The organism is Streptomyces swartbergensis, from assembly GCF_002148965.1.
GTDB lineage: Bacteria > Actinomycetota > Actinomycetes > Streptomycetales > Streptomycetaceae > Streptomyces > Streptomyces swartbergensis.
Genome location: NZ_NGFN01000006.1, coordinates 18,029 through 43,039, shown reverse-complemented (window position 1 = coordinate 43,039; position 25,011 = coordinate 18,029). Strand labels below are relative to the sequence as shown.

19 protein-coding genes are annotated in these 25,011 nt (G+C 68.5%); 11 read left to right on the top strand and 8 right to left on the bottom strand.

Features of this window, described 5'->3' with window-relative positions; genetic code table 11:
* Positions 1–41: 41 nt before the first annotated feature.
* Both CA983_RS02125 and CA983_RS02120 read right to left on the bottom strand, forming a co-directional pair.
* Entirely contained in the window at positions 42–1,553 is a 1,512-nt protein-coding gene (locus tag CA983_RS02125; protein ID WP_086599144.1) for a glycosyltransferase family 87 protein, read from the bottom strand.
* Between the two features lie 121 nt (positions 1,554–1,674).
* Positions 1,675–4,329 (bottom strand): transglycosylase domain-containing protein, encoded by a 2,655-nt coding sequence (locus tag CA983_RS02120; protein ID WP_244206578.1) that lies wholly within the window; start codon positions 4,327–4,329, stop codon positions 1,675–1,677.
* 443 nt (positions 4,330–4,772) lie between these two features.
* On the opposite strand from CA983_RS02120, the gene CA983_RS02115 reads away from it, so the two are divergent.
* From CA983_RS02115 to CA983_RS02100, 4 genes are all read left to right on the top strand, one after another.
* On the top strand, positions 4,773–5,447 hold the full coding sequence (locus CA983_RS02115; protein WP_086599143.1) for a PadR family transcriptional regulator: 675 nt from the start codon (positions 4,773–4,775) through the stop codon (positions 5,445–5,447).
* Positions 5,448–5,492: 45 nt separating this feature from the next.
* On the top strand, positions 5,493–6,575 hold the full coding sequence (locus CA983_RS02110; protein ID WP_086599142.1) for an inositol-3-phosphate synthase: 1,083 nt from the start codon (positions 5,493–5,495) through the stop codon (positions 6,573–6,575).
* Positions 6,576–6,664: 89 nt separating this feature from the next.
* Positions 6,665–7,927: an MFS transporter gene (locus tag CA983_RS02105; RefSeq protein ID WP_086599141.1), complete on the top strand. Its 1,263-nt coding sequence runs from the start codon at positions 6,665–6,667 to the stop codon at positions 7,925–7,927.
* 122 nt (positions 7,928–8,049) lie between these two features.
* Positions 8,050–8,562 carry an LppU/SCO3897 family protein gene (locus tag CA983_RS02100; protein WP_086599140.1) on the top strand — a complete coding sequence of 171 codons (513 nt, stop codon included), beginning with the start codon at positions 8,050–8,052 and terminating at the stop codon, positions 8,560–8,562.
* Between the two features lie 112 nt (positions 8,563–8,674).
* On the opposite strand, the gene CA983_RS02095 is transcribed toward CA983_RS02100, so the two are convergent.
* Positions 8,675–10,144, bottom strand: coding sequence for a CCA tRNA nucleotidyltransferase (locus CA983_RS02095; RefSeq protein ID WP_208636864.1), 1,470 nt, complete (start codon positions 10,142–10,144; stop codon positions 8,675–8,677).
* Between the two features lie 257 nt (positions 10,145–10,401).
* Between CA983_RS02095 and CA983_RS02090 the strand changes: the two genes are divergently transcribed.
* The 7 genes from CA983_RS02090 to trxA all read left to right on the top strand — a co-directional run bounded on the left by CA983_RS02090 (position 10,402) and on the right by trxA (position 20,187).
* Positions 10,402–12,798 carry a DUF6049 family protein gene (locus CA983_RS02090; RefSeq protein ID WP_086599138.1) on the top strand — a complete coding sequence of 799 codons (2,397 nt, stop codon included), beginning with the start codon at positions 10,402–10,404 and terminating at the stop codon, positions 12,796–12,798.
* A 43-nt stretch (positions 12,799–12,841) separates the two neighbouring features.
* A complete protein-coding gene (murJ, locus tag CA983_RS02085; protein ID WP_086599137.1) occupies positions 12,842–15,145 on the top strand; it encodes a murein biosynthesis integral membrane protein MurJ in 2,304 nt (767 codons plus the stop codon).
* 142 nt (positions 15,146–15,287) lie between these two features.
* Positions 15,288–17,006, top strand: a complete 1,719-nt coding sequence (locus CA983_RS02080; RefSeq protein WP_086599136.1) for a protein kinase family protein — start codon at positions 15,288–15,290, stop codon at positions 17,004–17,006.
* Positions 17,007–17,031: 25 nt separating this feature from the next.
* Positions 17,032–17,757, top strand: a complete 726-nt coding sequence (gene sigM / locus CA983_RS02075; RefSeq protein WP_086599135.1) for an RNA polymerase sigma factor SigM — start codon at positions 17,032–17,034, stop codon at positions 17,755–17,757.
* Entirely contained in the window at positions 17,754–18,671 is a 918-nt protein-coding gene (locus CA983_RS02070) for an anti-sigma factor family protein (protein WP_086599134.1), read from the top strand. The genes sigM and CA983_RS02070 overlap by 4 nt, the downstream gene beginning before the upstream one ends.
* 167 nt (positions 18,672–18,838) lie before the next feature.
* Positions 18,839–19,807: a thioredoxin-disulfide reductase gene (trxB, locus tag CA983_RS02065; RefSeq protein ID WP_086599133.1), complete on the top strand. Its 969-nt coding sequence runs from the start codon at positions 18,839–18,841 to the stop codon at positions 19,805–19,807.
* Positions 19,808–19,854: 47 nt separating this feature from the next.
* Complete coding sequence (gene trxA / locus CA983_RS02060) at positions 19,855–20,187, top strand: thioredoxin (RefSeq protein ID WP_010032728.1); 333 nt, start codon at positions 19,855–19,857, stop codon at positions 20,185–20,187.
* Positions 20,188–20,280: 93 nt separating this feature from the next.
* On the opposite strand, the gene CA983_RS02055 is transcribed toward trxA, so the two are convergent.
* The 5 genes from CA983_RS02055 to CA983_RS02035 all read right to left on the bottom strand — a co-directional run bounded on the left by CA983_RS02055 (position 20,281) and on the right by CA983_RS02035 (position 25,009).
* Entirely contained in the window at positions 20,281–20,898 is a 618-nt protein-coding gene (locus tag CA983_RS02055; RefSeq protein WP_086599132.1) for a GNAT family N-acetyltransferase, read from the bottom strand.
* Positions 20,899–21,216: 318 nt separating this feature from the next.
* Positions 21,217–22,317 (bottom strand): ParB/RepB/Spo0J family partition protein, encoded by a 1,101-nt coding sequence (locus CA983_RS02050; protein ID WP_086599131.1) that lies wholly within the window; start codon positions 22,315–22,317, stop codon positions 21,217–21,219.
* On the bottom strand, positions 22,314–23,390 hold the full coding sequence (locus tag CA983_RS02045; RefSeq protein WP_078945117.1) for a ParA family protein: 1,077 nt from the start codon (positions 23,388–23,390) through the stop codon (positions 22,314–22,316). The genes CA983_RS02050 and CA983_RS02045 overlap by 4 nt, the downstream gene beginning before the upstream one ends.
* A 265-nt stretch (positions 23,391–23,655) precedes the next feature.
* Positions 23,656–24,372: a 16S rRNA (guanine(527)-N(7))-methyltransferase RsmG gene (gene rsmG / locus CA983_RS02040; protein WP_086599130.1), complete on the bottom strand. Its 717-nt coding sequence runs from the start codon at positions 24,370–24,372 to the stop codon at positions 23,656–23,658.
* 124 nt (positions 24,373–24,496) lie between these two features.
* On the bottom strand, positions 24,497–25,009 hold the full coding sequence (locus CA983_RS02035) for a Jag family protein (protein WP_086560485.1): 513 nt from the start codon (positions 25,007–25,009) through the stop codon (positions 24,497–24,499).
* Positions 25,010–25,011 lie beyond the last annotated feature (2 nt).

Sequence of the window (25,011 nt, the reverse complement as noted above, 5' to 3'; positions counted from 1 at the left end):
CCGTACACGGTCTCCCGTGTACGGCCTTTCGCATCGTTCGCTCAGAGCGAACCGCCTGTTGCTCCCCGCCTGCCCCATTCGACCTGCGGCCCGTCGAACTGAGCGGCCGCGTGCCGGGCGGGTCGGGCCGCGGGGCCGAGGACGAACACGTCCGGAGCGCCGTCGAGCACTCCGCCCGAGGGATCGTCGTCCCCGGACCGGCGTACCGGATCCCGCTCCGGCATGAAGATGTCGCGCACGACCATGACGCACAGATACAGCGTGCCCAGCAGGTGCAGGCCGATGGCCCAGTGGTAGCCGTCGGTGGGCAGCCCCTTGTGGGCGTCTCCGCTGGTCGTGTACGCGAGGTACATCCAGATCCCCAGGAAGTAGGCCACCTCGCAGGCCTGCCAGATCAGGAAGTCCCGCCACTTCGGCCGGGCCAGGGCAGCCAGGGGCACCAGCCACAGGACGTACTGCGGCGAGTAGACCTTGTTGGTGAGGATGAACGCCGCGACGATCAGGAAGGCGAGCTGGGCGAACCGCGGGCGCCGCGGTGCGGTGAGCGCGAGCACCGCGACACCCGCGCAGCACACCAGCATCAGCAGCGTGGCGAGCGTGTTGACGGTGTCGGTGCTGAGCGGGTCGTCCGAGTTCTGGGCCATGATCAGCCAGAAGGAGCCGAAGTCGACGCCCCGTTCCTGACTGAACGTGTAGAACTTCGACCAGCCCTCGAATGCGAAGAGCATCACCGGACCGTTCACAACGACCCAGGCGACGATCGCACCGCCCACAGCGGTCCCGAACTCACGCCACTTGCCCGCGCGCCAGCACAGCACCAGCAGCGGCCCGAGGATCAGGAAGGGATAGAGCTTGGCGGCCGTGGCGAGTCCCAGCAGAACACCGAAGGCGAGGGAACGGCCGCGCGACCACATCAGCATCGCTGCGGCCGTCAGGGCCACCGCCAGCAGGTCCCAGTTGATGGTCGCCGTCAGCGCGGCGGCAGGCGCCAGGGCGACCAGCAGGCCGTCCCAGGGACGCCGGGCATGGGTGCGTGTCACGCAGACGGCGATGACCGACGCACACGCCATCAGCATCCCGGCGTTGACCATCCAGTACCACTGCTCCTGGTCCTGGATGGTGCCGCTGCCGGGCGTGAGCCAGGAGGCGACCTCCATGAAGACGCCGGTGAGCACCGGGTACTCCAGGTACTGCATGTCGCCGGGGAGCTTGTCGAAGTACGGCACGAGCCCGTCGGCGAAGCCACGCCCCTGGTAGAGGTGCGGGATGTCCGAGTAACACGCGTGCGTGTACTGGGAGCTGGCACCGAAGAACCAGGCGCCGTTGTAGCAGGGCGCCTTCTGGACCAGGCCGAGGGCGAACATGCCGATCGCCACCAGAGCGATCACTCGCACGGGAGTCCACCAGGACGCCCCGAGCAGGGCACGCCGCCCGATCGGGCCGCCGATCAGCTCGCTGCCGGCCGCGGCGACCTCGTCCTCCCGGGTCGGCCGCACCGGGTCCGGCTCGTGGACGCTCGCTTGCGTCGATTCTGCACTGGGCATGCCGCACATCCTGCCGTACGCGTCTATCAATACGCCGAGGGCCGCCGCACCGGGTAGGTGCGGCGGCCCCTGTTTCACGTGAAACACCTTCGCGTTTCACGTGAAACATCCAAGCCGGGCGATCGGTCGGCTATCCGGCGGGGCCTCCGAAGAAGCCGCCGTTGCCGTTGCCTCTGGTGTTGCCGCCGATATCGCTCGTATCGCTCGGCGAGGGCGAGGGCGACCCCTCTCCACCTGCACCTGTGCCGCCGCCGTTCTCCGTACCGCCGTCGTTCTCGCAGCCGAAGAATCCACAGGTGTCACTCGGCGAGGGTGACGGCTGCGTCGGGGTCTCGCTGGGCGTGGCGCTCGGCGACGAGGACGGGGTTTCACTGGGCGTGATGCTCGGGGTCGGGGTCGGTGACGGAGCACCCACCGCGTCCTGGACCTTGCCGATCGTCTCGGCCTCCGGGAAGCCGGGGTCCGGCAGGCCCTTCAGCGCGGCCTTCATGTACTCGGTCCACACCAGTGTGGGGACGTCACCACCGTGGATGGACTCCTCACCCGCAGTGCCGTTCATGGAGAGCAGCTTGGCGCTCTTGGGGTCCTCACGGAACATCGCGACCGAGGTCGACAACTGCTTGGTGTAGCCGACGAACCAGGCCGACTTGTTCTCGTCCGTCGTACCGGTCTTGCCGGCCGCCGTACGGCCCAGGGACAGGGCGTTCTTACCCGTACCGTTCTGGATGACGTTCTCCAGAACGTTCGTGACGTTGTTCGCCACGTTCTCGGGCATCGCCCGCGTGACCCTCGGCTTGTCGAAGCCTTCGACTTCCTGACCGTTGAACTTGACGCTGGTCACCGAGTAGGGGGCGGCCTGCTTGCCGGCGGCGGCGAACGTCGCGTAGGCGTCGGCCATGCGGATCGCGCTGGGGGTCGACGTACCGAGCGCGAACGACGGATTGAGCTCCTGCACCATGCTCTGGTCCAGGATCCCGGACCGCTTGGCGACTTCCCGCACCCGAGCCATGCCCACATCCACGCCGAGCTGCACGAACGGCGTGTTGACGGACTGTTCCATCGCCTTGCGCAAGGTGATGTAACCCCACGGGTGGTCGCTCTCGTTCTGCTGCCGGAAAATCGAGTTGTCCTTGCGCAGGTAATAGGAGCCGTCCGGCTTCCTGACCTTCAGGTCGTCGTTGCCGTTGTACTTGCTCAGCGGCGAGACGCCGACTCCGTCGGTCCGATAGGTGCCGTACTCCATCGCGGCGGCGAGCACGAACGGCTTCCACGTCGACCCGACGGGGACACCCGAGGTGTCCGCGTTGTTGTTGAAGTGGCCCTTCTCGTAACCCGCACCACCGTAGAGCGCGACGATCGCACCGTCGTTGGGCTTCACCGACGCCGCGCCGAACTGGACGTGCTTGTCCAGCTCACGCTTCTCCGGGTCCAGCTTTTCCTTCTCGACCGTCTTGACGGCCTTGGCCAGCGCCTCGACCTTGCTCTTCTGGAAAGTCGTCTTGATCTGGTAGCCGCCCCGGTCGAAGTCCCGTTCCGAGATGTTGGAGTTGTTCAGGACGTACTTCTTGGCCGTGTCCACCAGGTAGCTGATCTGGCCGGTCATGCCCTTGGTCGCCTTGCGGCCCTGCGGCTCGGGGTACTTCTTGATCGCCTCCTGGTACTGGGCGTCCGTGAGCTTCTTGTCGTTGTGCATCTGTTCGAGGATCCAGCGCCAGCGCGTCTCCGAGCGCTTGCGGTTGTCCTTGGCGTTCGCCGCGGTATCGAGGCTCTCGTTTCCTGCGGGGTCGTAGTACGTCGGGCCCTTGAGCAGCGCGGCGAGGAAGGCGCACTCGCTCGGCTCCAGATCTTCCGCGTTCTTGCCGTAGTACGTCTGGGCGGCGGCCTGGATGCCATAGGCGCCGCGACCGTAGTACGAGGTGTTGAGGTACCCCTGGAGGATCTCGTTCTTGGAGAGCTTCGTGCCCACCTTGATCGAGATGAACATCTCCTTGAACTTACGGGTGATCGTCTGTTCTTGGCTCAGGTACGTGTTCTTTACGAACTGCTGGGTGATCGTCGAGCCGCCCTGCGTGTCGCCGCCCCGGGCCATGTTCGCCAAGGCGCGGGCGATGCCCATGGGGTCGACGCCCGAGTCCTTGTAGAAGGTCTTGTTCTCGGCCGAGATCACCGCCTGCTGCATGGCCGGGGGGATCCGCTCGATCGTGACGTTCTGCCGGTTCTGGCCACTTCCCGTCGCGACCATCTGCTGGCCGTTCGACCAGTAGTAGACGTTGTTCTGCGACAGGGCCGCCGCGTTCTCCTCGTTGGGGACGCCCACCATGGCGTACCCGATGCCCGCCACGGCCACCAGGCTGCCGAAGAAGCCGATACACAGACCGGAGACGAGCTTCCAGGACGGCAGCCAGCGCTGCCAGCCGTACTTGCCGGCCCGCGGATAGTCGATCAGCCGCTTCCTGTCGGAGACGGCAGCCCCGCGCCCTCTGCCCCGCCCGGGCCCCGCAGGGCCGCCCGGGGCGGCGCGTCGGCCACCACGGCCCGGTTCGGCCGCTCTGCGGCGGCTGCCTCCGGTGCTTCTCTGCGCCGCACGCCGGGCCTCGGCACGGCCGCCGTACGTACGCTCCTCACCCCCCGCGTCATAAGAGCCCGACCCATAGGAGTCGGACGGAGACCCGGTGGCGCCTCGCGGGGCCGCGCGGCGGCCGGAGGACGAGCCGGACTGGCCGCGTCGGGCCGCGGCACGTCCGCCTCCCTGCGGCTGCGGCGGTTTGCGACGGTGCTCGCTCATCGAACGACTACTCCTCGGGCAGGCGCACCTTTGCGCGCCTGGAAACGGCGGCTGGTTTCCGGTCCCCCCGAAGTACGGATGCGGTTGGCTCCGCATTCATCGGTCCCGCATGCACCCGTACCACACCGAAGACGACGACGCCCTCAGGTGTCACTTGGTTCCCGGTGATGTGCATGGCGCACAGACTACGCACCGTCAAAACCTGCCGAGGCCTGAAGTTCACCTCAAACCACGCAACTCGCATCCGATGAATCGGTGATGTGATCCCGTTCACCACACCCCCTCTTGTCGCATCCGGAAGGCCGTTCTATCGTCGTGATGTATCGAGTCGATACATCAGCGCGACACATCGGGCCGACACATCGGGTTGGCATACCAATCCGAGGCCTCGGACCGAGACATCAGCCCGGGACATCGGGTACCGCGGCAGAGAGGAGGCGACCATGAGCCGGCGTTCCGGGATCCTCGAGTTCGCCGTACTCGGCCTGCTCCGCGAATCTCCGATGCACGGCTATGAGCTGCGCAAACGACTCAACACATCACTGGGTGTGTTCCGTGCGTTCAGCTACGGGACGCTCTACCCCTGCCTCAAGACACTGGTCGCCAACGGCTGGTTGATCGAGGAGCCGGGGAACGACACCGAGGCCGCTCCCCTCACCGGCCGCCGCGCCAAGATCGTCTACCGGTTGACGGCGGAGGGTAAGGAGCACTTCGAGCAGCTGCTCTCGCAGACCGGGCCCGACGCGTACGAGGACGAGACCTTCGCCGCCCGTTTCGCTTTCTTCGGGCAGACCTCACGCGACGTACGCATGCGTGTGCTGGAGGGCCGGCGCAGCCGGCTGGAGGAGCGCCTGGAGAAGATGCGCCTCTCCCTGGCCCGGACCCGGGAGCGCCTCGACGACTACACGCTTGAGCTCCAGCGCCACGGGATGGAGTCCGTGGAGCGCGAAGTGCGCTGGCTGAACGAGCTCATCGAGAGCGAGCGGGCGGGGCGGGACCTCAAGGATCCCGCCTCCGGAGAGCCCGGTTCGCGTGACACCACATCTGGAGCGTCGGGCGGCCTGCCCCGGCCGGGGGACGACCCCCGTCCGGATACGCCCGACGACACCGCCACGTGAGAGCCCGCCCAAGGGCCTCACTCGTACACACAGGGAGCAACCGGAATGGGTTCGGTTCGCGTAGCCATCGTCGGTGTGGGCAACTGCGCCGCATCGCTGGTGCAGGGAGTCGAGTACTACAAGGACGCCGACCCGGCGGCCAAGGTGCCGGGCCTGATGCACGTCCAGTTCGGCGACTACCACGTCCGCGACGTCGAGTTCGTCGCCGCGTTCGACGTGGACGCCAAGAAGGTCGGTCTCGACCTGGCGGACGCCATCGGCGCCTCCGAGAACAACACCATCAAGATCTGCGACGTACCCAGCACCGGCGTGACGGTGCAGCGCGGCCACACCCTCGACGGCCTCGGCAAGTACTACCGCGAGACCATCGAAGAGTCCGCCGAGGAGCCGGTCGACGTCGTCCAGGTCCTCAAGGACAAGCAGGTCGACGTCCTCGTCTGCTACCTGCCCGTCGGTTCCGAGGACGCGGCGAAGTTCTACGCCCAGTGCGCCATCGACGCCAAGGTCGCCTTCGTCAACGCCCTTCCGGTCTTCATCGCCGGTACCAAGGAGTGGGCGGACAAGTTCACCGAGGCGGGCGTCCCGATCGTCGGCGACGACATCAAGTCCCAGGTCGGCGCCACCATCACGCACCGCGTCATGGCGAAGCTGTTCGAGGACCGGGGCGTCGTCCTGGACCGCACGATGCAGCTGAACGTCGGCGGCAACATGGACTTCAAGAACATGCTGGAGCGCGACCGCCTGGAGTCCAAGAAGATCTCCAAGACGCAGGCCGTCACCTCCCAGATCCGCGACCGCGACATGGGCGCGGACAACGTCCACATCGGCCCTTCCGACTACGTGGCCTGGCTCGACGACCGCAAGTGGGCGTACGTCCGCCTGGAGGGCCGCGCGTTCGGTGATGTCCCGCTGAACCTGGAGTACAAGCTGGAGGTGTGGGACTCCCCGAACTCCGCCGGCGTCATCATCGACGCCCTGCGCGCCGCGAAGATCGCCAAGGACCGCGGCATCGGCGGCCCCGTCCTCTCCGCGTCGAGCTACTTCATGAAGTCCCCGCCCGTCCAGTACTACGACGACGAAGCCCGCGAGAACGTCGAGAAGTTCATCAAGGGTGAGGTCGAGCGCTGAGGCGCCACAACCAGTCGCTCCTGCCAGGGCTGTGAGGGTCCCCGGGTCGTAGGACCCGGGGACCTTCTCCGTATGTGAGGCTGTGCCCCATGGCCGTCGTCCGTGACCTGCGTGTCCTGTTGCGTTTCCAGGGCTTCAGGCGCCTGCTCGGCGTGCGCCTGCTCTCCCAGGGCGCCGACGGCGTCTACCAGGTCGCGCTCGCCGCGTACGTGGTCTTCTCGCCGGAGAAGCAGACCTCGGCGGCCGCGGTCGCCTCCGCCATGGCGGTGCTGCTGCTCCCGTACTCCCTCGTGGGCCCCTTCGCCGGTGTCCTGCTGGACCGCTGGCGGCGCCGCCAGGTCCTGCTGTACGGCAGCCTGCTGCGCGCCCTGCTGGCCGCCGCCACGGCGCTGCTGATACTCAGTCCGGCCCCGGACTGGCTCTTCTACGTCTCCGCCCTGTGCGTCACCGCCGTCAACCGTTTCGTCCTCTCCGGCCTGTCCGCCGCGCTGCCCCGCGTGGTCGACGCCGAGCGCCTCGTCCTCGCCAATTCCCTCTCCCCGACCGCCGGGACGCTGGCGGCGACCGCGGGCGGTGGTATCGCCTTCGTCGTCCGCCTGTTGGTGGCCGACTCCGACGCCGCCGTGGTGCTCGTGGGTGCCGTGCTGTATCTGTGCGCCGCCCTGGCGTCGCTCAGCATGGCGCGGGAACTCCTCGGCCCCGACCGGGACTTGGTGCGCGAGCGGATCGGTACGGCTCTCACAGGCACCGCTCGCGACCTGGTGGCGGGCGTACGTCACCTGGCCGCGCCGCAGCGAAGGGAAGCGGCCTGGGCGCTCGCGGCGATGGCGCTGATGCGCTTCTGCTACGGCGCCCTGCTGGTGATGCTGCTGATGCTCTGCCGGTACGCGCTCACCACGACCACGGACGACGGACTCGCCCTGCTGGGGCTGGCGTTGGGCGTCTCCGGCGCCGGCTTCTTCGCGGCGGCCGTGGTGACGCCCTGGACCGCCGGACGGCTCGGGCCGGGCCGCTGGATCGTCGTGTGCGCGGGGGCCGCCGCCCTCCTGGAGCCCGCTCTGGGACTGCCGTTCGCCACTGCCCCTCTGCTGGCCGCGGCCTTCGTCCTGGGTCTGACCACCCAGGGGGCGAAGATCGCCACGGACACGATCGTCCAGTCCTCCGTCGAGGACGGCTTCCGTGGCCGGATCTTCTCGGTCTACGACGTCCTTTTCAACGTCGCTTTCGTCGGCGCCGCCGCCGTCGCCGCCCTGATGCTGCCGCCGGACGGCCGATCCGTGCCTCTGGTGATCACGATCGCCGTTATCTACGCGGCAGTAGCTGTGACTATGGGCCGGTTTGGTCGCCAGTAAGTGTCACATCAATGACACAGAGCCACATCCGACTACTGCGGTGTCAGTGGGGACCGATAACTTACGTGGGTCTTATTCGCGACATGTTCGCGTCACTCACCCATGTTCAGGGGGACCCCCAAGTGACTACTCCGCCGCCCCAGGGCAACCCGTTCGCGCAGGGCCAGCCCGCGGGTCAGCCCCAGGCCGCCCCGTACCCGCCGCAGGGGGGTTACCCCCAGCAGCCCGGCCAGCCTGGCTTCCCGCCCCAGGGTGCGGCTCCGTATGCTCCGGTTCCGCCGCAGCCGACCGGCCGCAAGATCAGCTTCAAGACCATCAAGAACATCGCCATCGTCATCGCGGTGGCGAGCATTGCCATCGGCGGCTACATAACCAGCCGGGACGACGCCAAGACGGCGGCTGTCGGCGACTGCATGCACCGCGGCAGCACCAACGACAACAACCCGGACCTCGAGGTCGTCGAGTGCAGCGACGCGAAGGCTCAGTTCGAGGTGCTGGCCAAGATCGAGGGCAAGTTCCTCACGGACACCCTGGCCTCCAGCAAGTGCGAGGCGGAAGCCAAGGGCTTCCAGTACGTGTACACCGAGAGCGGTGACGGCAAGGACTTCCTGCTCTGCCTGAAGGACAAGAAGTAAGGCAGACACAGCGAGGGGCGGTGTTTCACGTGAAACACCGCCCCTCGGTCCGTCTTCGGGGGTCATGTTTCACGTGAAACATGACCGCGTTTCACAGACCCGTTTCGAAGCCTCAGCCCTCCTGATCGGCCCACCACTCCTTGAGTGCGGCCACCGCGGAGTCGTGCTCCATCGGCCCGTTCTCCAGGCGCAGCTCCAGCATGTGCTTGTACGCGCGGCCGATCACCGGACCGGGACCGACGCCGAGGATCTCCATGATCTGGTTGCCGTCGAGGTCGGGACGGATCGAGTCCAGCTCCTCCTGCTCCTGGAGCTTGGCGATCCGCTCCTCCAGACCGTCGTACGCGCGTGACAGGGCTGCCGCCTTGCGCTTGTTGCGCGTGGTGCAGTCCGAGCGGGTCAGCTTGTGGAGGCGGTCGAGGAGCGGGCCAGCGTCACGGACGTAGCGGCGGACCGCCGAGTCCGTCCACTCGCCGGTTCCGTAGCCGTGGAAGCGCAGGTGGAGTTCGACCAGACGTGAGACGTCCTTCACCAGCTCGTTGGAGTACTTCAGCGCCGTCATGCGCTTCTTGGTCATCTTCGCCCCGACCACCTCGTGGTGGTGGAACGAGACCCGGCCGTCCTTCTCGAAGCGGCGCGTGCGGGGCTTGCCGATGTCGTGCAGCAGGGCGGCCAGGCGGAGGGTCAGGTCGGGACCGTCGTCCTCCAGCGCCATCGCCTGCTCCAGGACGATCAGCGTGTGGTCGTAGACGTCCTTGTGCCGGTGGTGCTCGTCGCGCTCCAGGCGCAGGGCCGGCAGCTCGGGCAGCACCCGGTCGGCGAGGCCCGTCTCGACGAGCAGCGACAGGCCCTTGCGTGGGTGCGGCGAAAGGATCAGCTTGTTCAGCTCGTCCCGCACCCGCTCGGCCGAGACGATCTCGATACGGCCGGCCATCTCGTTCATCGCCTCGACCACCTCGGGGGCGACCTCGAAGTCGAGCTGAGCCGCGAAGCGCGCGGCCCGCATCATCCGCAGCGGATCGTCCGAGAAGGACTCCTCCGGGGTGCCAGGAGTACGCAGCACACGCGACGCGAGATCCTCGAGCCCGCCGTGCGGATCGATGAACTCCTTCTCCGGCAGCGCGACGGCCATCGCGTTCACCGTGAAGTCGCGGCGGACGAGGTCCTCCTCGATGGAGTCGCCGTACGACACCTCGGGCTTGCGCGAAGTCCGGTCGTACGCCTCCGACCGGTAGGTGGTGACCTCGATCTGAAAGGGTCGATCAGCGTCTCCGACGCGGGCGTTCTTCTGCGCTCCGACCGTGCCGAAGGCGATCCCGACCTCCCAGAGGGCGTCCGCCCACGGGCGCATGATCTTGAGTACGTCCTGGGGGCGGGCATCGGTCGTGAAGTCCAGGTCGTTGCCGAGCCGGCCCAGCAGCGCGTCCCGGACCGAGCCGCCGACCAGGGCAAGTGAGAACCCGGCCTCCTGGAAGCGACGGGCAAGGTCGTCGGCGACAGGAGCGACCCGCAGCAGTTCACTCACCGCGCGGTTCTGCACCTGACTCAGGGCACTGGGCGTTTCTTCGTTGGCGTTCGGCACAACAGAAGAGGGTACGTGGCCCGCGCGCCCCCGAGCTCCCCCTATTGCGCGTACAGACACGTCCGTCAATACGCGCACAAGGGATGCCCTTGCCATGTAGAAAACCGCTATCTGCCATACGACGACATTCCGGACAGCGCGATGTCGGGCCACGATCTTGTGGAACGGACCGCGGCACTTCCCCGCAGCGCGCATCGTTACCATGCGTGGACGCACATTCCGACGACCACTGACGACGACGAGGGACGGGCGAGCGCGTGGCCGAGGCGGCAGACTTCCAGGGGACCAGTGCCTCACCTGCCCGCCGGTGGCTGCGGCGCACCGGAGCACTGCTCGCCGGTGCGCCCCTGCTGGCCGGACTCCTCCAGTTGCCCGCCGCGACGCCGGCGGACGCGGCCGGGCAGGAGTCCCCGCAGGCTGCCTCCGGCGCGGGCTCGGTCTCCGTCGCTGTCGACTCGCTCACCCCCAGCGCCCCCACCGAGGGGGACACGGTGAGCGTGACGGGCACGGTGACCAACAACGGCAAGCAGCCGGTCACCGACGCCCACATCGACCTGCGGGTGGGGCCCTCGCTCGACACCCGCTCCTCCATCGACGCCCTCGCCAAGAAGAGCGACGACGTCCAGGGCCCCGCCGGCGAGGCGGTCGGCGGCAAGTACACCGAGAAGTTCTCCAAGCTCACCCCCGGCGTCGCGGAGCCCTTCACCATCTCCGTGCCGGTCGACGAGCTGGACCTCGGTCCGGACGGCGTCTATCAGCTGGCCGTAGCGCTCTCCGGTGAGACCGCCGCGCAGCCCTGGGACCAGGTTCTCGGCATCCAGCGCACGTTCCTGCCGTGGCAGCCGGAGGAGGCCGCCACCAAGACGAAGACCACGTTCCTGTGGCCGCTCGTCTCCGACGTCCACATGACGGCCGAGACGGGATCGAACGAGCAGCAGACGCCGGTCTTCAGCAACGACGACCTCGCCGAGGAGATCTCCCCGGGCGGCCGCCTCGACCAGATGGTGTCGCTGGGCAAGGGGCTCGACGTCACCTGGGTGATCGACCCGGACCTGCTGGCGTCCGTCGACGCGATGACGAAGAACTACCAGGTCAGGGGCGAGGACGGCGCCACCACCTCCGGCCGGAGCCAGGCAGTCGCCAAGCAGTGGCTCTCCGAGCTCCAGCAGGCGGTGGCGGGCAAGGAGGTCGTCGCCCTGCCGTTCGGCGATCCGGACCTGGCCTCCCTCGCCCACAACGGGACGACCGTCACAGGCTCGCTGAGCCACCTCAAGGAGGCCACCGACGCCGTCGACAACACGGTGCCGACGATCCTCCACGTGAAACCGTCCACGGACTTCGCGTGGCCCGTGGACGGCGCCGTCGACCCGTCGATCATGAAGGTCGCGACCTCCGCGGGCGCCGACAAGGTGATCGCCCGCAGCGACAGCCTCCAGGACGATCTGTCGTACACGCCCTCCGCGGCTCGACCCATCGGCGGCGGCACCACGGCGGTCGTCGCGGACGCCAGGATGTCCACGGTGTTCCAGGGCAACCTGACGAAGGCCTCCGCGTCCACGCTCGCCGTGCAGCGCTTCCTGGCGCAGAGCCTGACGCTCGGTCTCCAGACCGGCAAGCAGCGCAGCGTCGTCGTCGCACCGCAGCGCACGCCCTCCGTGAACCAGGCGCAGACGATGGCCGAGGCGCTGGAGGCCCTCCAGGGCGGGAACTGGTCCGAGTCGCAGGACCTCACGGCCGCCGCCAAGGTCAAGCCGGACCCGGCGGCCAACAGGAAGGTGCCGCCCGCCTCCGTCTACCCCTCCTCGCTGCGCAAGCAGGAGCTGCCGCGAGCCGCCTTCGGGCAGATCGCACGGACTCAGGGCAAGCTCGACAACTTCAAGGTGATCCTCACCGACCAGTCCCGGGTGGTCACCCCCTTCGGGCGGGCCATGAACCGCGAGATGTCCACGTCGTGGCGTGGCCGGGGCGTGGCGGCGGCGGGGTACCGCGGCGACGTCGAGTCCTACCTCGACGGGCTGATCGAAGGGGTCAAGCTGATCGAGAAGTCGGAGACCAAGCTCTCCGGCCGCAGCGCCATGATCCCGGTGACCGTCCAGAACAACCTGGTCCAAGGCGTCGAGCACCTGAAGCTACGGCTCACGTCCCAGAACCCGACGCGACTCAAGATCAGCGGCAACGCCTACGAGGAACAGCCGGTCGCCGTGAACGGTGGGCACAGCCAGTCGGTGAAGTTCACCACGTCCGCCAACGCAAACGGCCGGGCGGAGGTGGAGGCCCAGCTGTACACGGAGGACGGCCAGAAGTACGGCGAGCCCGTCACCTTCGACGTGAAGGTCACCGAGGTCACGCCCACCGTGATGCTGGTCATCGGCGGCGGCGTCCTGCTCCTGGTCCTCGCCGGCTTCCGTATGTACACCCAGCGCAAGCGCGCCGCCGCCCGCGAGGCCGCCGAGGACACCGCCGGGGAGGCGGACGACGACGTCGACAACCCGGTCGGCGCTCCGCCGAACCCGGAAGCCCCGGGCGACCGTCTCAAGGAAGAGTCCGAGGACGGCTCGCGGGCAGACGCCCCGCAGCAGCCGAGTGACCCGGCCCCGGACACCGCAGCGGAAAGTGCCGACCCGTCCGGCACGGGTGAGAGAGTGGACCGTTGAGATGTCGTGGCCGGTGGGCCCGGGACGATGAGGTGGGGTAACCATGAACGCGCCGTACGACGGTGACCACGGCCGTGGCGTGGGCAGCTCGGGCCACCCCGAGTCGGGCGGGCCCGAGGGACCGCCGCCCGAGCACGGCCAGGTGCCGCCGCAGCCGCCCGCGGACATGTACCTCCAGGACGCCTACGCCCAGGACCCCTACCGGGCACAGGACCTCTCCGCCCAGGACCCGGTCGCCGAGGCACGCTACGACCGCGCCGCGCACCCCCCGCCCCCTCCGGGCACATACGAGCCGCAGCAGCTGTACGCCCAGCCGCCGCAGTCGCCGTACGCGCCCGACCCGCGGGTGTGGGCCCAGACGCCCCCGCCGGAGCCGGAGGGCCCGACGCGACACCTGCCGTACGGCGACGACGCCCGGACCACCCAGTTCGTGGGCGTGGACGACCTCGTCTCCCAGGCGGGCGAGCCGCGCCAGGAGCCGGACGCGTTCGCACACCTCTTCCGGGACCAGCAGCAGGGCAGCGGCCACCCGTCCTACGAGTCGCCGTCGGTCCCCGGCCCGTCCCCGGCCCCCGGTCAGATGGCGCAGGGGCAGTACGCGGCGCAGGGGCAGTACGCGGCGGGCCAGTACCCGGCTCCCGGCGAGACTGCGGCGACGCCGGCGGTGGACGACACCCCCGCTCCGGAGCCCGCCGCCTCACCCGCTCCGAAGAAGGGCGGACGCGCCACGGGACTGATGAAGTCCAGCGCCGTGATGGCGGCGGGCACGATGGTCTCCCGCCTCACCGGCTTCATCCGCTCCGCGCTGATCGTGTCGGCCATCGGCGTCGGTTTCCTCGGTGACACCTTCCAGATCGCCTACCAGCTGCCGACGATGCTCTACATCCTCACGGTCGGTGGCGGTCTCAACTCCGTCTTCGTTCCGCAGCTGGTCCGCTCCATGAAGGAGGACGAGGACGGCGGCGAGGCGTACGCCAACCGCCTGCTGACCCTCGTCATGGTGGCGCTCGGCGCACTCACCGCGCTGGGGATCTTCGGCGCGCCGCTCCTGATCCGCATGATGTCCCCCTCGATCGCCAGCGACCCCGCGGCGAACCAGGTCGCCATCACCTTCGCCCAGTACTTCCTGCCCTCGATCTTCTTCATGGGCGTCCACGTGGTGATGGGCCAGATCCTCAACGCCCGCGGGAAGTTCGGCGCGATGATGTGGACCCCGGTCCTGAACAACATCGTCATCATCGTGACGCTGGGCATGTTCATCTACGTCTACGGCACCGCCGCCGACTCCAAGATGAATGTCACGACCATCCCGCCGGAGGGCCAGCGCCTCCTCGGCATCGGTGTCCTGCTCGGCCTCGTGGTCCAGGCGCTGGCGATGATCCCCTACCTGCGCGAGACCGGCTTCCGGCTGCGGCTGCGCTTCGACTGGAAGGGCCAGGGCCTCGGCAAGGCCGTCACGCTCGCCAAGTGGACGGTGCTTTTCGTCCTCGCCAACCAGGCGGGCGCCATGGTCGTCGTCTGGCTGTCCACCGCGGCGGGCAAGGCCTCGCCCGTCGACGGCACCGGCTTTTCCGCTTACGCCAACGCACAGCTCATCTGGGGCCTGCCCCAGGCCATCATCACGGTCTCCCTCATGGCCGCCCTGCTGCCACGCCTGTCGCGCTCGGCGGCGGAGGGCGACGGCGGCGCCGTGCGCGACGACATCTCCCAGGGCCTGCGCAACACGGCGGTCGCCATCGTGCCGATCGCGTTCGGCTTCCTCTCGCTCGGCATCCCCATGTGCACGCTGATGTTCGGCTCCTCGGGCACCAGCGAGGCCACCAACATGGGCTTCATGCTGATGGCCTTCGGTCTCGGCCTGATTCCGTACTCCGTGCAGTACGTCGTCCTGCGCGCCTTCTACGCCTACGAGGACACCCGAACTCCCTTCTACAACACGGTCATCGTGGCCGCGGTCAACGCGGGCGCCTCGGCGGTCTGCTACTTCGTCATCCCGTCGCGCTGGGCCGTGGTCGGCATGGCCGCCTCGTACGGCCTGGCCTACGCGATCGGCGTCGGCGTCGCCTGGCGCCGGCTGCGCAAGCGGCTCGGCGGGGACCTCGACGGCGCCCGTGTCCTGCGGACCTACGCCCGGCTGTGCATCGCGTCGATCCCGGCAGCCCTGCTCAGCGGCGCGGCCTGCTACGGCATCGGCCACACGCTCGGCCAGGGCGTCCTGGGCTCGCTCGCCGCGGTGTTGGCGGGCGGTGCCGTGCTGCTCGTGATCTTCTTCGTCGCCGCCCGTCGCATGCGCATCGAGGAACTCAACTCGCTGGTCGGCATGGTCCGCGGACGGCTGGGACGCTGAGTCGGGGAGGGTAGGCGCACAACCATCGTCAGCCACCGCGTGTCGTGCATAGCGGCGGACTGTGGGCACAATTGGTTTCGGCGTCGGACGGCGTACAACGGATGACGGGCGGCGCGCAATGGATGGGGAGGCAGGAACGACGGTGGCGGAACGGAGTACGGCTGCCGTCGACGTGGCAGACAACAGCGACGAGACGTCGCTGACCGCACAGGCGGACCAGTCCACGGCCGACGGGGTGGCCAAGAACCGGGAGCGGGACACGGACAGCGACGAGGTACAGGAGAGCACCCGGACCGACGGTTCCGGGAAGACCTCGCCGGCTGAACTGCACAGTGGTCACAAACTCGCCAGACGCTACCGCCTCGAGGAGTGCGTCACCCGTCTGGACGGTTTCAGCAGTTGGCGTGCCGTGGACGAGAAGCTCCGCCGTGCCGTCGGCGTGCACATTCTGCCGGCGGACCACTCACGGGCCCGGTCCGTCCTGGCCGCCGCCCGCTCCTCCGCTCTCCTGGGCGATCCGCGCTTCGTCCAGGTGCTGGACGCGGTGGAGGAGAACGACCTCGTCTACGTCGTTCACGAGTGGCTTCCGGACGCGACGGAACTGACCACGCTCCTCGCCTCCGGGCCGCTGGAGCCGTACGACGCCTACCAGATGGTCAGCCAGGTCTCCTCCGCCATGGCCGCCGCCCATCGCGAGGGTCTGGCCCATCTGCGGCTGAACCCCAACGCCGTCCTGCGTGCCTCGACCGGCCAGTGGCGCATCCGCGGACTCGCGGTGAACGCCGCGCTGCGGGGCGTCGCGTCCGACACCCCCCAGCGCACCGACACCGAGGCCATCGGCGCCCTGCTGTACGCGGCGCTCACCCAGCGCTGGCCGTACGAGAGCGACGCCTACGGGCTGTCCGGCCTGCCGAAGGACATCGGCCTGATCGCGCCCGACCAGGTGCGTGCCGGTGTGCACCGCGGTCTCTCGGAACTCTCCATGCGCGCGCTCGTCAACGACGGCGCCACCGCCTCCCGGCACGAGTCGCCGTGCACCACGCCGGAGGAGCTGGTGAAGGCGATCGGCGAGATGCCGCGCATCCGCCCGCCGGAGCCGGCGTTCACCGCCCCGCCCGAGTACCAGCGCACTGCGTACCAGCAGGGCACGTACGGCCGCCAGGCCCCGCGCCCCGGTGCCGCCCAGCCGGTCCCGACCCCGCCGCCCCCGTTGCAGAGCCGCACGGGCAAGGCCCTGAAGTGGGCCGTGTCCGCGCTCCTCATCGCCGCGCTGGGCCTCGGCAGCTGGCAGCTGGCGGACGCGCTCATGGACCAGGGGGGCAAGAACGAGGACCCGGGCCAGACGCAGAACAACCAGGACGGCGACAAGAACAGGAATCGCCCGGCACCGAAGCCGATCGCCATCAAGGGCGCCGAGGAGTACGTCGCCAAGGGCGACGCCCAGCACCCCACGGACGTGACCAAGACCTACGACGGCAACACCTCCACGGGCTGGCGCACCAACAGCTACCTCGACGGCCCGAAGATGGTGATAAAGCCCGGTGTCGGCATCGTCTACGACCTCGGGTCCGAGCAGGAGGTGTCGGCCGCGACCCTCTCCTTGCGGTACGGCAACGACCACACCACCATCGAGCTGTACGCGACCGACTCCCTCGGTTCGTCCACGCCACTGAGCTCCATGAAGGAGCTCGGTACCGTGACGACGAGCAGCACCTCAGCGAAAGTGACCGTCGACAAGCCGGTGAAAAGCCGCTACATCCTGGTCTGGCTGACGGCGCTGCCATACTCCGGTGACGACCCCGCCAACTTCAGCAACTCGGGTTACAAGCAGGCCATCACCGAAGTGAAGTTCACGGGCTGATTACCGACAGAGGGCAGGGGGTTGGATGGCGGACCGCGCCGAGCACAGCGGTGCAAGTGATGCGGACCTCCTCGCCCGGCATGTCGAGGGAGACCCCGACGCCTTCGGTGAGATCGTTCGGCGGCACCGCGATCGCCTCTGGGCCGTCGCCCTGCGGACGCTGGGAGACCGCGAGGAGGCCGCTGACGCGGTACAGGACGCCCTCGTCTCCGCCTACCGGGCCGCCCACACCTTCCGGGGCCAGTCGGCCGTCACGACGTGGCTGCACAGGATCACGGTGAACGCCTGCCTGGACCGCGCCCGCAAGGTCGCCTCCCGGAAGACCTCACCGGTCGACGACACCGAGCGCCTGGAGCAGCTGCTGGAGCCGCACGAGTCGGCCTCGGCGCCCGCCGAGCGGAACGATCTGCACCGGCAGCTCATCGAAGCCCTGGGGACCCTGCCGGCCGACCAGCGAGCGGCGCTCGTCCTGGTGGACATGCAGGGCTACCCGGTCGCGGAGGCGGCCCGCATCCTCGACGTGCCGACCGGCACGGTGAAGAGCCGATGTGCGCGCGGCAGAGCCAGACTCCTGCCGCTGCTCACCCATCTACGGCCGGACGGCAACGGTGAGAGCAAGAAGCCGGGCGGGGAACGGAACCGGACGCAGGGGCCAGCCGTCCCACCCGCAGCGGGACCGCCCCGAGCGGGACCACCGGACACAGGACCGAGCGACCCAGCGGCAGTGAAGGGCGGAGGTGGACGAGCGTGACGTCGACGACAGACATGGCCGGGCACCCGGACGTCGCGGAGATCTCCGACCTCGCCGAGGGCCTTCTCCCCCCGTCCCGGAGCGCGGACGTACGCCGGCACCTGGACGGGTGCGAGCTCTGCGCGGACGTCTACGCCTCCTTGGAGGAGATCCGCGGGCTGCTCGGCACGCTGCCGGGCCCACCCCGCATGCCCGCCGACGTCGCAGGCCGCATCGATGCCGCCCTCGCCGCCGAGGCCCTGCTGAACGCCACGGGGCCGGAGACCGCAGAGAGCCAGACGCCGGTGAGTCCTCCCCGGCCCGCGTCCGAGGACGACAGCGCTGCGCATGTTTCACGTGAAACATCGACACCCGCCGACCGGCCCGCCGGGCATCCCCGCTCTTCTACCACCGGCCCGGGCCGCAGGGGCCGCACGCGCAATGGGCGCCGGAGGATCGCCGTTCTGGGGACTGTCTTCACAGTCGCCGCCCTAGGACTGGGCTCCGTCCTGCTGTCGTCACTCGGCGACGGCAAGCCCCCGCAGGACACGGCCGGCGGGCAGCAGACCGCCCCTGCGGACACTTTCTCCGCGGGGAAGCTCGAGAAGCAGGTCACCGATCTCCTGGCGGAGAACCAGACCAAGAAGGGCGGCACCCGTACGCCCTTCGGCGCGGCGACCGCCCCCGGCACCAACCAGGTGTTCAGGGAGCCCACAGTGCCCGGATGCGTCCGCGACGGCATCGGGCGCAAGGACACGGCCCTCGCTGTCGAGAACGGCAGGTATCAGGGGAAGAAGGCCATGCTGGTGTTGCTCCCCGACGCCTCCGACGCCACGCGTGTCACTGCCTACATCGTCGACGCGACCTGTGTGGATCATTCGGCGGCGTCCGCCGCGGGCAAGGTCCTTCTTCAGCGCTCGTACCCGTCCGCCTGAGGCACGTCTTCGTCTTCATCCCGCGCCGTACCCGGCACAGGACCGCATCTCCGTGTGCCCGGACACAGCGGGAATGCGCGCCCCTTAGGATCCGTTGGGTGGGGTGAGAGCTCCGAGAGGAGCTCCCCCCGGTCGAACGACGCAGTCCAGAGACGAGGAATCAAGCCGTGAGCGACGTCCGTAACGTGATCATCATCGGCTCCGGGCCCGCCGGCTATACGGCGGCGCTCTACACCGCGCGCGCGTCGCTGAAGCCACTGGTGTTCGAGGGCGCCGTCACCGCCGGCGGCGCGCTCATGAACACCACCGACGTCGAGAACTTCCCTGGCTTCCAGGACGGCATCATGGGCCCCGAGCTCATGGACAACATGCGCGCCCAGGCGGAGCGCTTCGGGGCCGAGCTCGTCCCGGACGACATCGTCGCCGTCGATCTGACCGGTGAGATCAAGACCGTCACGGACACGTCAGGTACCGTCCACCGGGCCAAGGCCGTCATCGTCGCCACCGGCTCGCAGCACCGCAAGCTCGGCCTGCCGAACGAGGACGCCCTCTCCGGCCGTGGAGTGTCCTGGTGCGCCACTTGTGACGGGTTCTTCTTCAAGGACCAGGACATCGCCGTGATCGGTGGTGGCGACACCGCCATGGAGGAGGCCACCTTCCTCTCCCGGTTCGCCAAGTCCGTGACCGTCGTGCACCGCCGTGACACCCTGCGCGCCTCCAAGGCCATGCAGGAGCGCGCCTTCGCCGATCCGAAGATCACGTTCGTGTGGGACAGCGAGGTCGCCGAGATCCAGGGCGACCCGAAGCTCTCGGGCCTGAAGCTGCGCAACCTCAAGACCGGCGAGCTTTCGGACCTGCCGGTGACCGGTCTCTTCATCGCCATCGGTCACGACCCACGCACCGAGCTCTTCAAGGGTCAGCTCGACCTGGACGACGAGGGCTACCTGAAGGTTGCCGCGCCGTCGACGCGCACCAACCTGACCGGTGTCTTCGGTGCAGGCGACGTGGTCGACCACACCTACCGTCAGGCGATCACAGCGGCCGGTACCGGCTGTGCCGCCGCTCTCGACGCCGAGCGCTACCTCGCCGCCCTCGCGGACGAGGAGCAGCCCGAGCCCGAGAAGACCGCTGTCTGACCTCTCTCCCTACCCGCCCCACGCACCAACCAGTTAAGGAGCCCGCCGTGGCCGGCACCCTGAAGAATGTGACCGACGATTCCTTCGAGCAGGACGTCCTCAAGAGCGACAAGCCCGTCCTGGTGGACTTCTGGGCCGCCTGGTGCGGTCCGTGCCGCCAGATCGCGCCGTCCCTCGAGGCGATCGCCTCCGAGTACGGCGACAAGATCGAGGTCGTCAAGCTGAACATCGACGAGAACCCGGGTACGGCCGCCAAGTACGGCGTCATGTCCATCCCGACGCTGAACGTCTACCAGGGTGGCGAGGTCGCCAAGACCATCGTGGGTGCCAAGCCGAAGGCCGCGATCGTTCGCGACCTCGAGGAGTTCATCGCCGAGTGAACCGGCGGTGCCGTCTGAGCGACGGTGCATGTTTCACGTGAAACACGAATGGGCCAACCCGGAAGGGTTGGCCCATTCGTTTGACTGCTTCCTCTACAGCGGTCGCAGCGCCGGCTCCTTCTGTACGGCTCCCAGGAGCCGATCCAACGCCATCTCGACGTCTTCCTTCCAGGAAAGCGTCGACCGCAGTTCCAGCCTCAGCCGGGGATAGGTGGGGTGCTGCCGGACCGTCTTGAAACCCACCGCCAGGAGATGGTCGGCGGGCAGCACACAGGCCGGTTCCTTCCAGCGCGCATCTCCGAACGCCTCGATCGCTTTGAACCCGCGCCGCAGCAGATCCTTGGCGACCGTCTGGACCATCACCCGGCCCAGTCCCTGCCCCTGGTACCCCGGCACGATGAACGCGGTCATCAGCTGAACCGCGTCGGGGGAGACGGGACTCGTGGGGAACGCCGTGGAGCGCGGTACATAGGCGGGCGGAGCGTAGAGCACGAAGCCCACCGGTACGTCGTCGACGTACACGACCCGACCGCAGGATCCCCAGTCCAGCAGAACGGCCGAGATCCAGGCTTCCTTCTCCAGAGCGGACTCGCTCGCCTTTACCGCGGCCTCACCGCTGACCGGGTCGAGCTCCCAGAAGACACACGAGCGACAGCGCTTGGGAAGGTCCTGAAGGTTGTCCAGCGTGAGCGGTACGAGTCGGCGCCCCATGAAGGCTGTTCCTCGCTTCCTTGGCCTGCCGCGTCGCGGGCGGCTGTCAGAGCGCTGCGTTCCCTGAGGAGACTGCCGATGAACCCACCGACCGCTCCCAGCCCCAAACCGGCGCTCACCAGTCCAGTGCGGCTCATCGTTCGCATGGCCCCTGCCTTCCTCTCAGAGGTGATGCCGGGTGGTTGCGCCGTATCCGAACGCATCGTATCCACGATGCGATTCCATCGATACCGCCAGAAAGGAAAGAGCGAGCCACGTTCCGGCACACACCGGACATGGCCCGCTCTGTCATCCACAACAGGGGCTCCTGCCGGAGGCTCAGGACTCGTTCTCCTCGGAGTCGCCCTCCAGGAGACTCTTCTGCAGAACCGGTCCCTCACCCGGAGCGAGTGAGCCGAGGATCCGCTCAAGGTCCTCCATGGAGGCGAACTCTACGGTGATCTTGCCCTTCTTCTGGCCCAGGTCGACCTTCACCCGCGTCTCGAAACGGTCCGAGAGCCGCGTGGCGAGCTCGGACAGCGCGGGAGAGACACGAGCACCAGCACGCGGGCCCTTGGGCCTCTGGGCCTTCTGGGGACGCGACCCCATCAGGGTCACGATCTCCTCGACGGCCCGCACCGACAGCCCCTCGGCCACGATGCGGTGGGCCAGCCTGTCCTGTTCCTCCGAGTCGTCGACGGACAGCAGGGCCCGCGCGTGGCCGGCGGAGAGCACTCCGGCGGCGACCCGGCGCTGCACCGCCGGCGAGAGCTTCAGCAGACGCAGGGTGTTCGAGACCTGCGGGCGGGATCGGCCGATGCGGTCCGCCAGCTGGTCGTGCGTGCAGTTGAAGTCCCGCAGCAACTGGTCGTAGGCGGCTGCCTCTTCCAGCGGGTTCAGCTGGGCGCGGTGCAGGTTCTCCAGCAGAGCGTCCAGGAGGAGCTTCTCGTCCTCCGTGGCCCGCACGATCGCCGGGATAGCCTCCAGCCCCGCCTCGCGGCAGGCCCGCCAGCGGCGCTCGCCCATGATGAGCTCGTAGTGGGCGAGACCCACCTGCCGTACGACGACCGGCTGGAGGAGCCCCACTTCCTTGATGGAGGTGATGAGCTCGGCGAGCGCGTCCTCGTCGAAGACCTCACGCGGCTGCCGCGGGTTCGGCGTGATGGAGTCGAGGGGGATCTCGGCGAAGTGTGCACCGATGGGCTCCGCAGGGGCGGCGGGAGCACTGGGCTGCGCCGGCTCCTGTGTTTCACGTGAAACAGTCGGCAGCGTCGCCACCTTCGCTGCGGCCACCCCACGGTCGGTCGGCAGCACGGGCACTGCCGCGGGGGATGCGGAAGCGGCGCCCCCCGCCGCAGCCTGGGCCACCGACTTCTCCGTCGGGGCAGCAGGGATCAGTGCGCCGAGACCACGGCCCAGCCCCCTCCGTCGCTCGCTCACTGAATGCCCTCCACCATGCTCGGGTCGTTCTGCTGTGCGCCGATGTGGGCGTGCGTGGCGTCATAGCTGATGCCTACGCCCTTCAGCGCGATCTCTCGTGCCGCCTCCAGGTAGGAGAGGGCACCACTTGATCCAGGATCGTAGGTCAGGACCGTCTGCCCATAACTCGGCGCCTCGGAGATGCGGACGGACCTGGGAATGCTCGTCCGCAGCACCTCGTCGCCGAAGTGGGTGCGCACCTCTTCCGCGACCTGGGACGCGAGTCGCGTCCGGCCGTCGTACATGGTGAGCAGGATGGTCGACACATGGAGGGCGGGATTGAGATGCCCTCGCACCAGGTCGACGTTACGCAACAACTGACCCAGGCCTTCCAGCGCGTAGTACTCGCACTGAATCGGGATCAGAACCTCCTGGCCCGCCACCAACGCATTGACCGTCAGAAGGCCGAGCGAGGGCGGACAGTCGATGAGGATGTAGTCCAGCGGCTGCTCGTACGCCTGGATGGCGCGCTGCAACCGGCTCTCCCGTGCCACCAGGGACACCAGCTCGATCTCCGCACCGGCGAGATCGATCGTGGCAGGAGCACAGAAGAGGCCCTCGACATCGGGGACCGGCTGGACGACCTCGGAGAGCGGCTTGCTCTCCACCAACACGTCGTAGATGGACGGAACTTCGGCGTGATGATCGATGCCCAGCGCGGTGGACGCATTGCCCTGTGGGTCGAGGTCGACCACCAGAACTCGGCCACCGTGCAGGGCCAGTGACGCGGCAAGGTTGACGGTCGTCGTCGTCTTGCCCACACCGCCCTTCTGGTTGGCGACCACCATGATTCGGGTCTGCTCGGGCCGTGGCAGGCCCTCGCCGGCGCGGCCTAGAGCCTCCACCGCCAGTTGGGCAGCACGACCGATGGGAGTGTCGTCCATCGGAGGCGGCGTTTCACGTGAAACATCCGCCCCCATCGACTCGGTACGGGGACCGGGGACCGGATCGGTCATCGGTCCCGCGATGTTGGCGTCGGACCGCAAGGATTCACTCTCCTCGACTTCAGGCTCGCAATGAACAGAGCCTCCCATGTCTTCGGGGTCGTGAACCAGTGAGGCCTTCCGTTCTGTGGAGAATTCCACCTCTGTGGACAACTCAGTTCCCTCATCGAGTGACCCGAGAGGCTTACGGTCGCGGGGTTCGGCCGCAGCGCGGCCACGACTGATGATGCCGTGCAGCAGTGAGCGACGTTTCACGTGAAACACGATGCACAGCAGTCGGGGCCGGACTGTCGCGACACTCCGGCATGCATAGGTTTGGCAGCTTGTGTGGAGTACGTCTCGTCGTCAGGACGGATCAGCGTCGGCGGCGGGCACGCCCCGTGCGGGCCGCCTTGGCGCGCTTCGCGGCGAAGCGCACACCGCCGGGGCTCTCCCCGACCTCGACCCGTACCACCGTGGACATCGGATCCACCACGCCCTCACCGACATGCAGGATGGACGTCTCCACCGCACCGAGCTTGCTCAGGGCCGCTGACGCGCTCTTCAGCTCGTCCTCGGCGGCGTCGCCCTTCAGTGCGAGCATCTGCCCGTACGGCCGTAGCAGAGGGATGCCCCACGCAGCGAGGCGGTCGAGGGGTGCGACGGCTCGGGCCGTCACCACGTGGACGGGCTGGATCTTCCCCATGACTTCCTCGGCCCGGCCGCGCACGACGGTCACATGATCGAGGCCGAGCAGCTCCACGACCTCGGAGAGGAAGTTGGTACGCCGCAGCAGGGGCTCCAGCAGCGTGATCTTCAGGTCTTCCCGGACCAGCGCCAGTGGAATGCCGGGGAGGCCGGCGCCGGAGCCGACATCGCACACCGTCACGCCCTCGGGCACGACCTCCGAGAGCACCGCGCAGTTCAGCAGGTGCCGCTCCCACAGGCGGGGCACTTCACGCGGGCCGATGAGGCCGCGCTGCACGCCCGCCTCGGCGAGCAGCTCGGCGTACCGCACCGCATCCGCGAAGCGATCACCGAACACCTCGCGCGCCTGCTCGGGCGCGGGGGGAAGCTCCGCTGCCTCCGTCACGGGGGACCGTCCTTCCGTACGTGTCAACGCACTCAGCGCCGACACCAGAACCACCAGAACTATCAGGCTGACAAACTTCGGCCCCGCCTGCGCAACAGACGGGGCCGGGGAACGTAGGGGCCGATCAGGCGGGAAGCACGACGACGAAGCGCTGCGGCTCCTCGCCCTCGGACTCGCTGCGCAGGCCCGCGGCCTTGACCGCGTCGTGCACGACCTTGCGCTCGAACGGCGTCATCGGGTCCAGCTTCACGGCCTCACCGCTGCTCTTGGCCTCGGCCGCGGCCTTGGCGCCCAGCTCGGACAGCTCGGAGCGCTTCCGGGCGCGGTATCCCGCGATGTCGAGCATCAACCGGCTGCGGTCACCGGTTTCACGGTGCACGGCCAGACGGGTGAGCTCCTGGAGCGCCTCCAGCACCTCACCGTCACGGCCGACGAGCTTCTGCAGGTCGCGGCTGCCCGTGTCGCTGATGATCGAGACAGAGGCACGGTCGGCCTCGACGTCCATGTCGATGTCGCCGTCGAGGTCGGCGATGTCGAGCAGACCCTCCAGGTAGTCCGCCGCGATCTCGCCCTCCTGCTCCAGGCGGGTCAGGGTGTCTGCACCCTCGGCAGCGGCGGAGGTGGTGCCTTCCGTCACGG

Coding starts and splice junctions, on each gene's coding strand:
- CA983_RS02125 (WP_086599144.1), bottom strand. CDS start 1,553: ATGTGCGGCATGCCCAGTGCAGAATCGACGCAAGCGAGCGTCCACGAG.
- CA983_RS02120 (WP_244206578.1), bottom strand. CDS start 4,329: ATGAGCGAGCACCGTCGCAAACCGCCGCAGCCGCAGGGAGGCGGACGT.
- CA983_RS02115 (WP_086599143.1), top strand. CDS start 4,773: ATGAGCCGGCGTTCCGGGATCCTCGAGTTCGCCGTACTCGGCCTGCTC.
- CA983_RS02110 (WP_086599142.1), top strand. CDS start 5,493: ATGGGTTCGGTTCGCGTAGCCATCGTCGGTGTGGGCAACTGCGCCGCA.
- CA983_RS02105 (WP_086599141.1), top strand. CDS start 6,665: ATGGCCGTCGTCCGTGACCTGCGTGTCCTGTTGCGTTTCCAGGGCTTC.
- murJ (WP_086599137.1), top strand. CDS start 12,842: ATGAACGCGCCGTACGACGGTGACCACGGCCGTGGCGTGGGCAGCTCG.
- sigM (WP_086599135.1), top strand. CDS start 17,032: ATGGCGGACCGCGCCGAGCACAGCGGTGCAAGTGATGCGGACCTCCTC.
- CA983_RS02055 (WP_086599132.1), bottom strand. CDS start 20,898: ATGGGGCGCCGACTCGTACCGCTCACGCTGGACAACCTTCAGGACCTT.
- CA983_RS02045 (WP_078945117.1), bottom strand. CDS start 23,390: ATGGGAGGCTCTGTTCATTGCGAGCCTGAAGTCGAGGAGAGTGAATCC.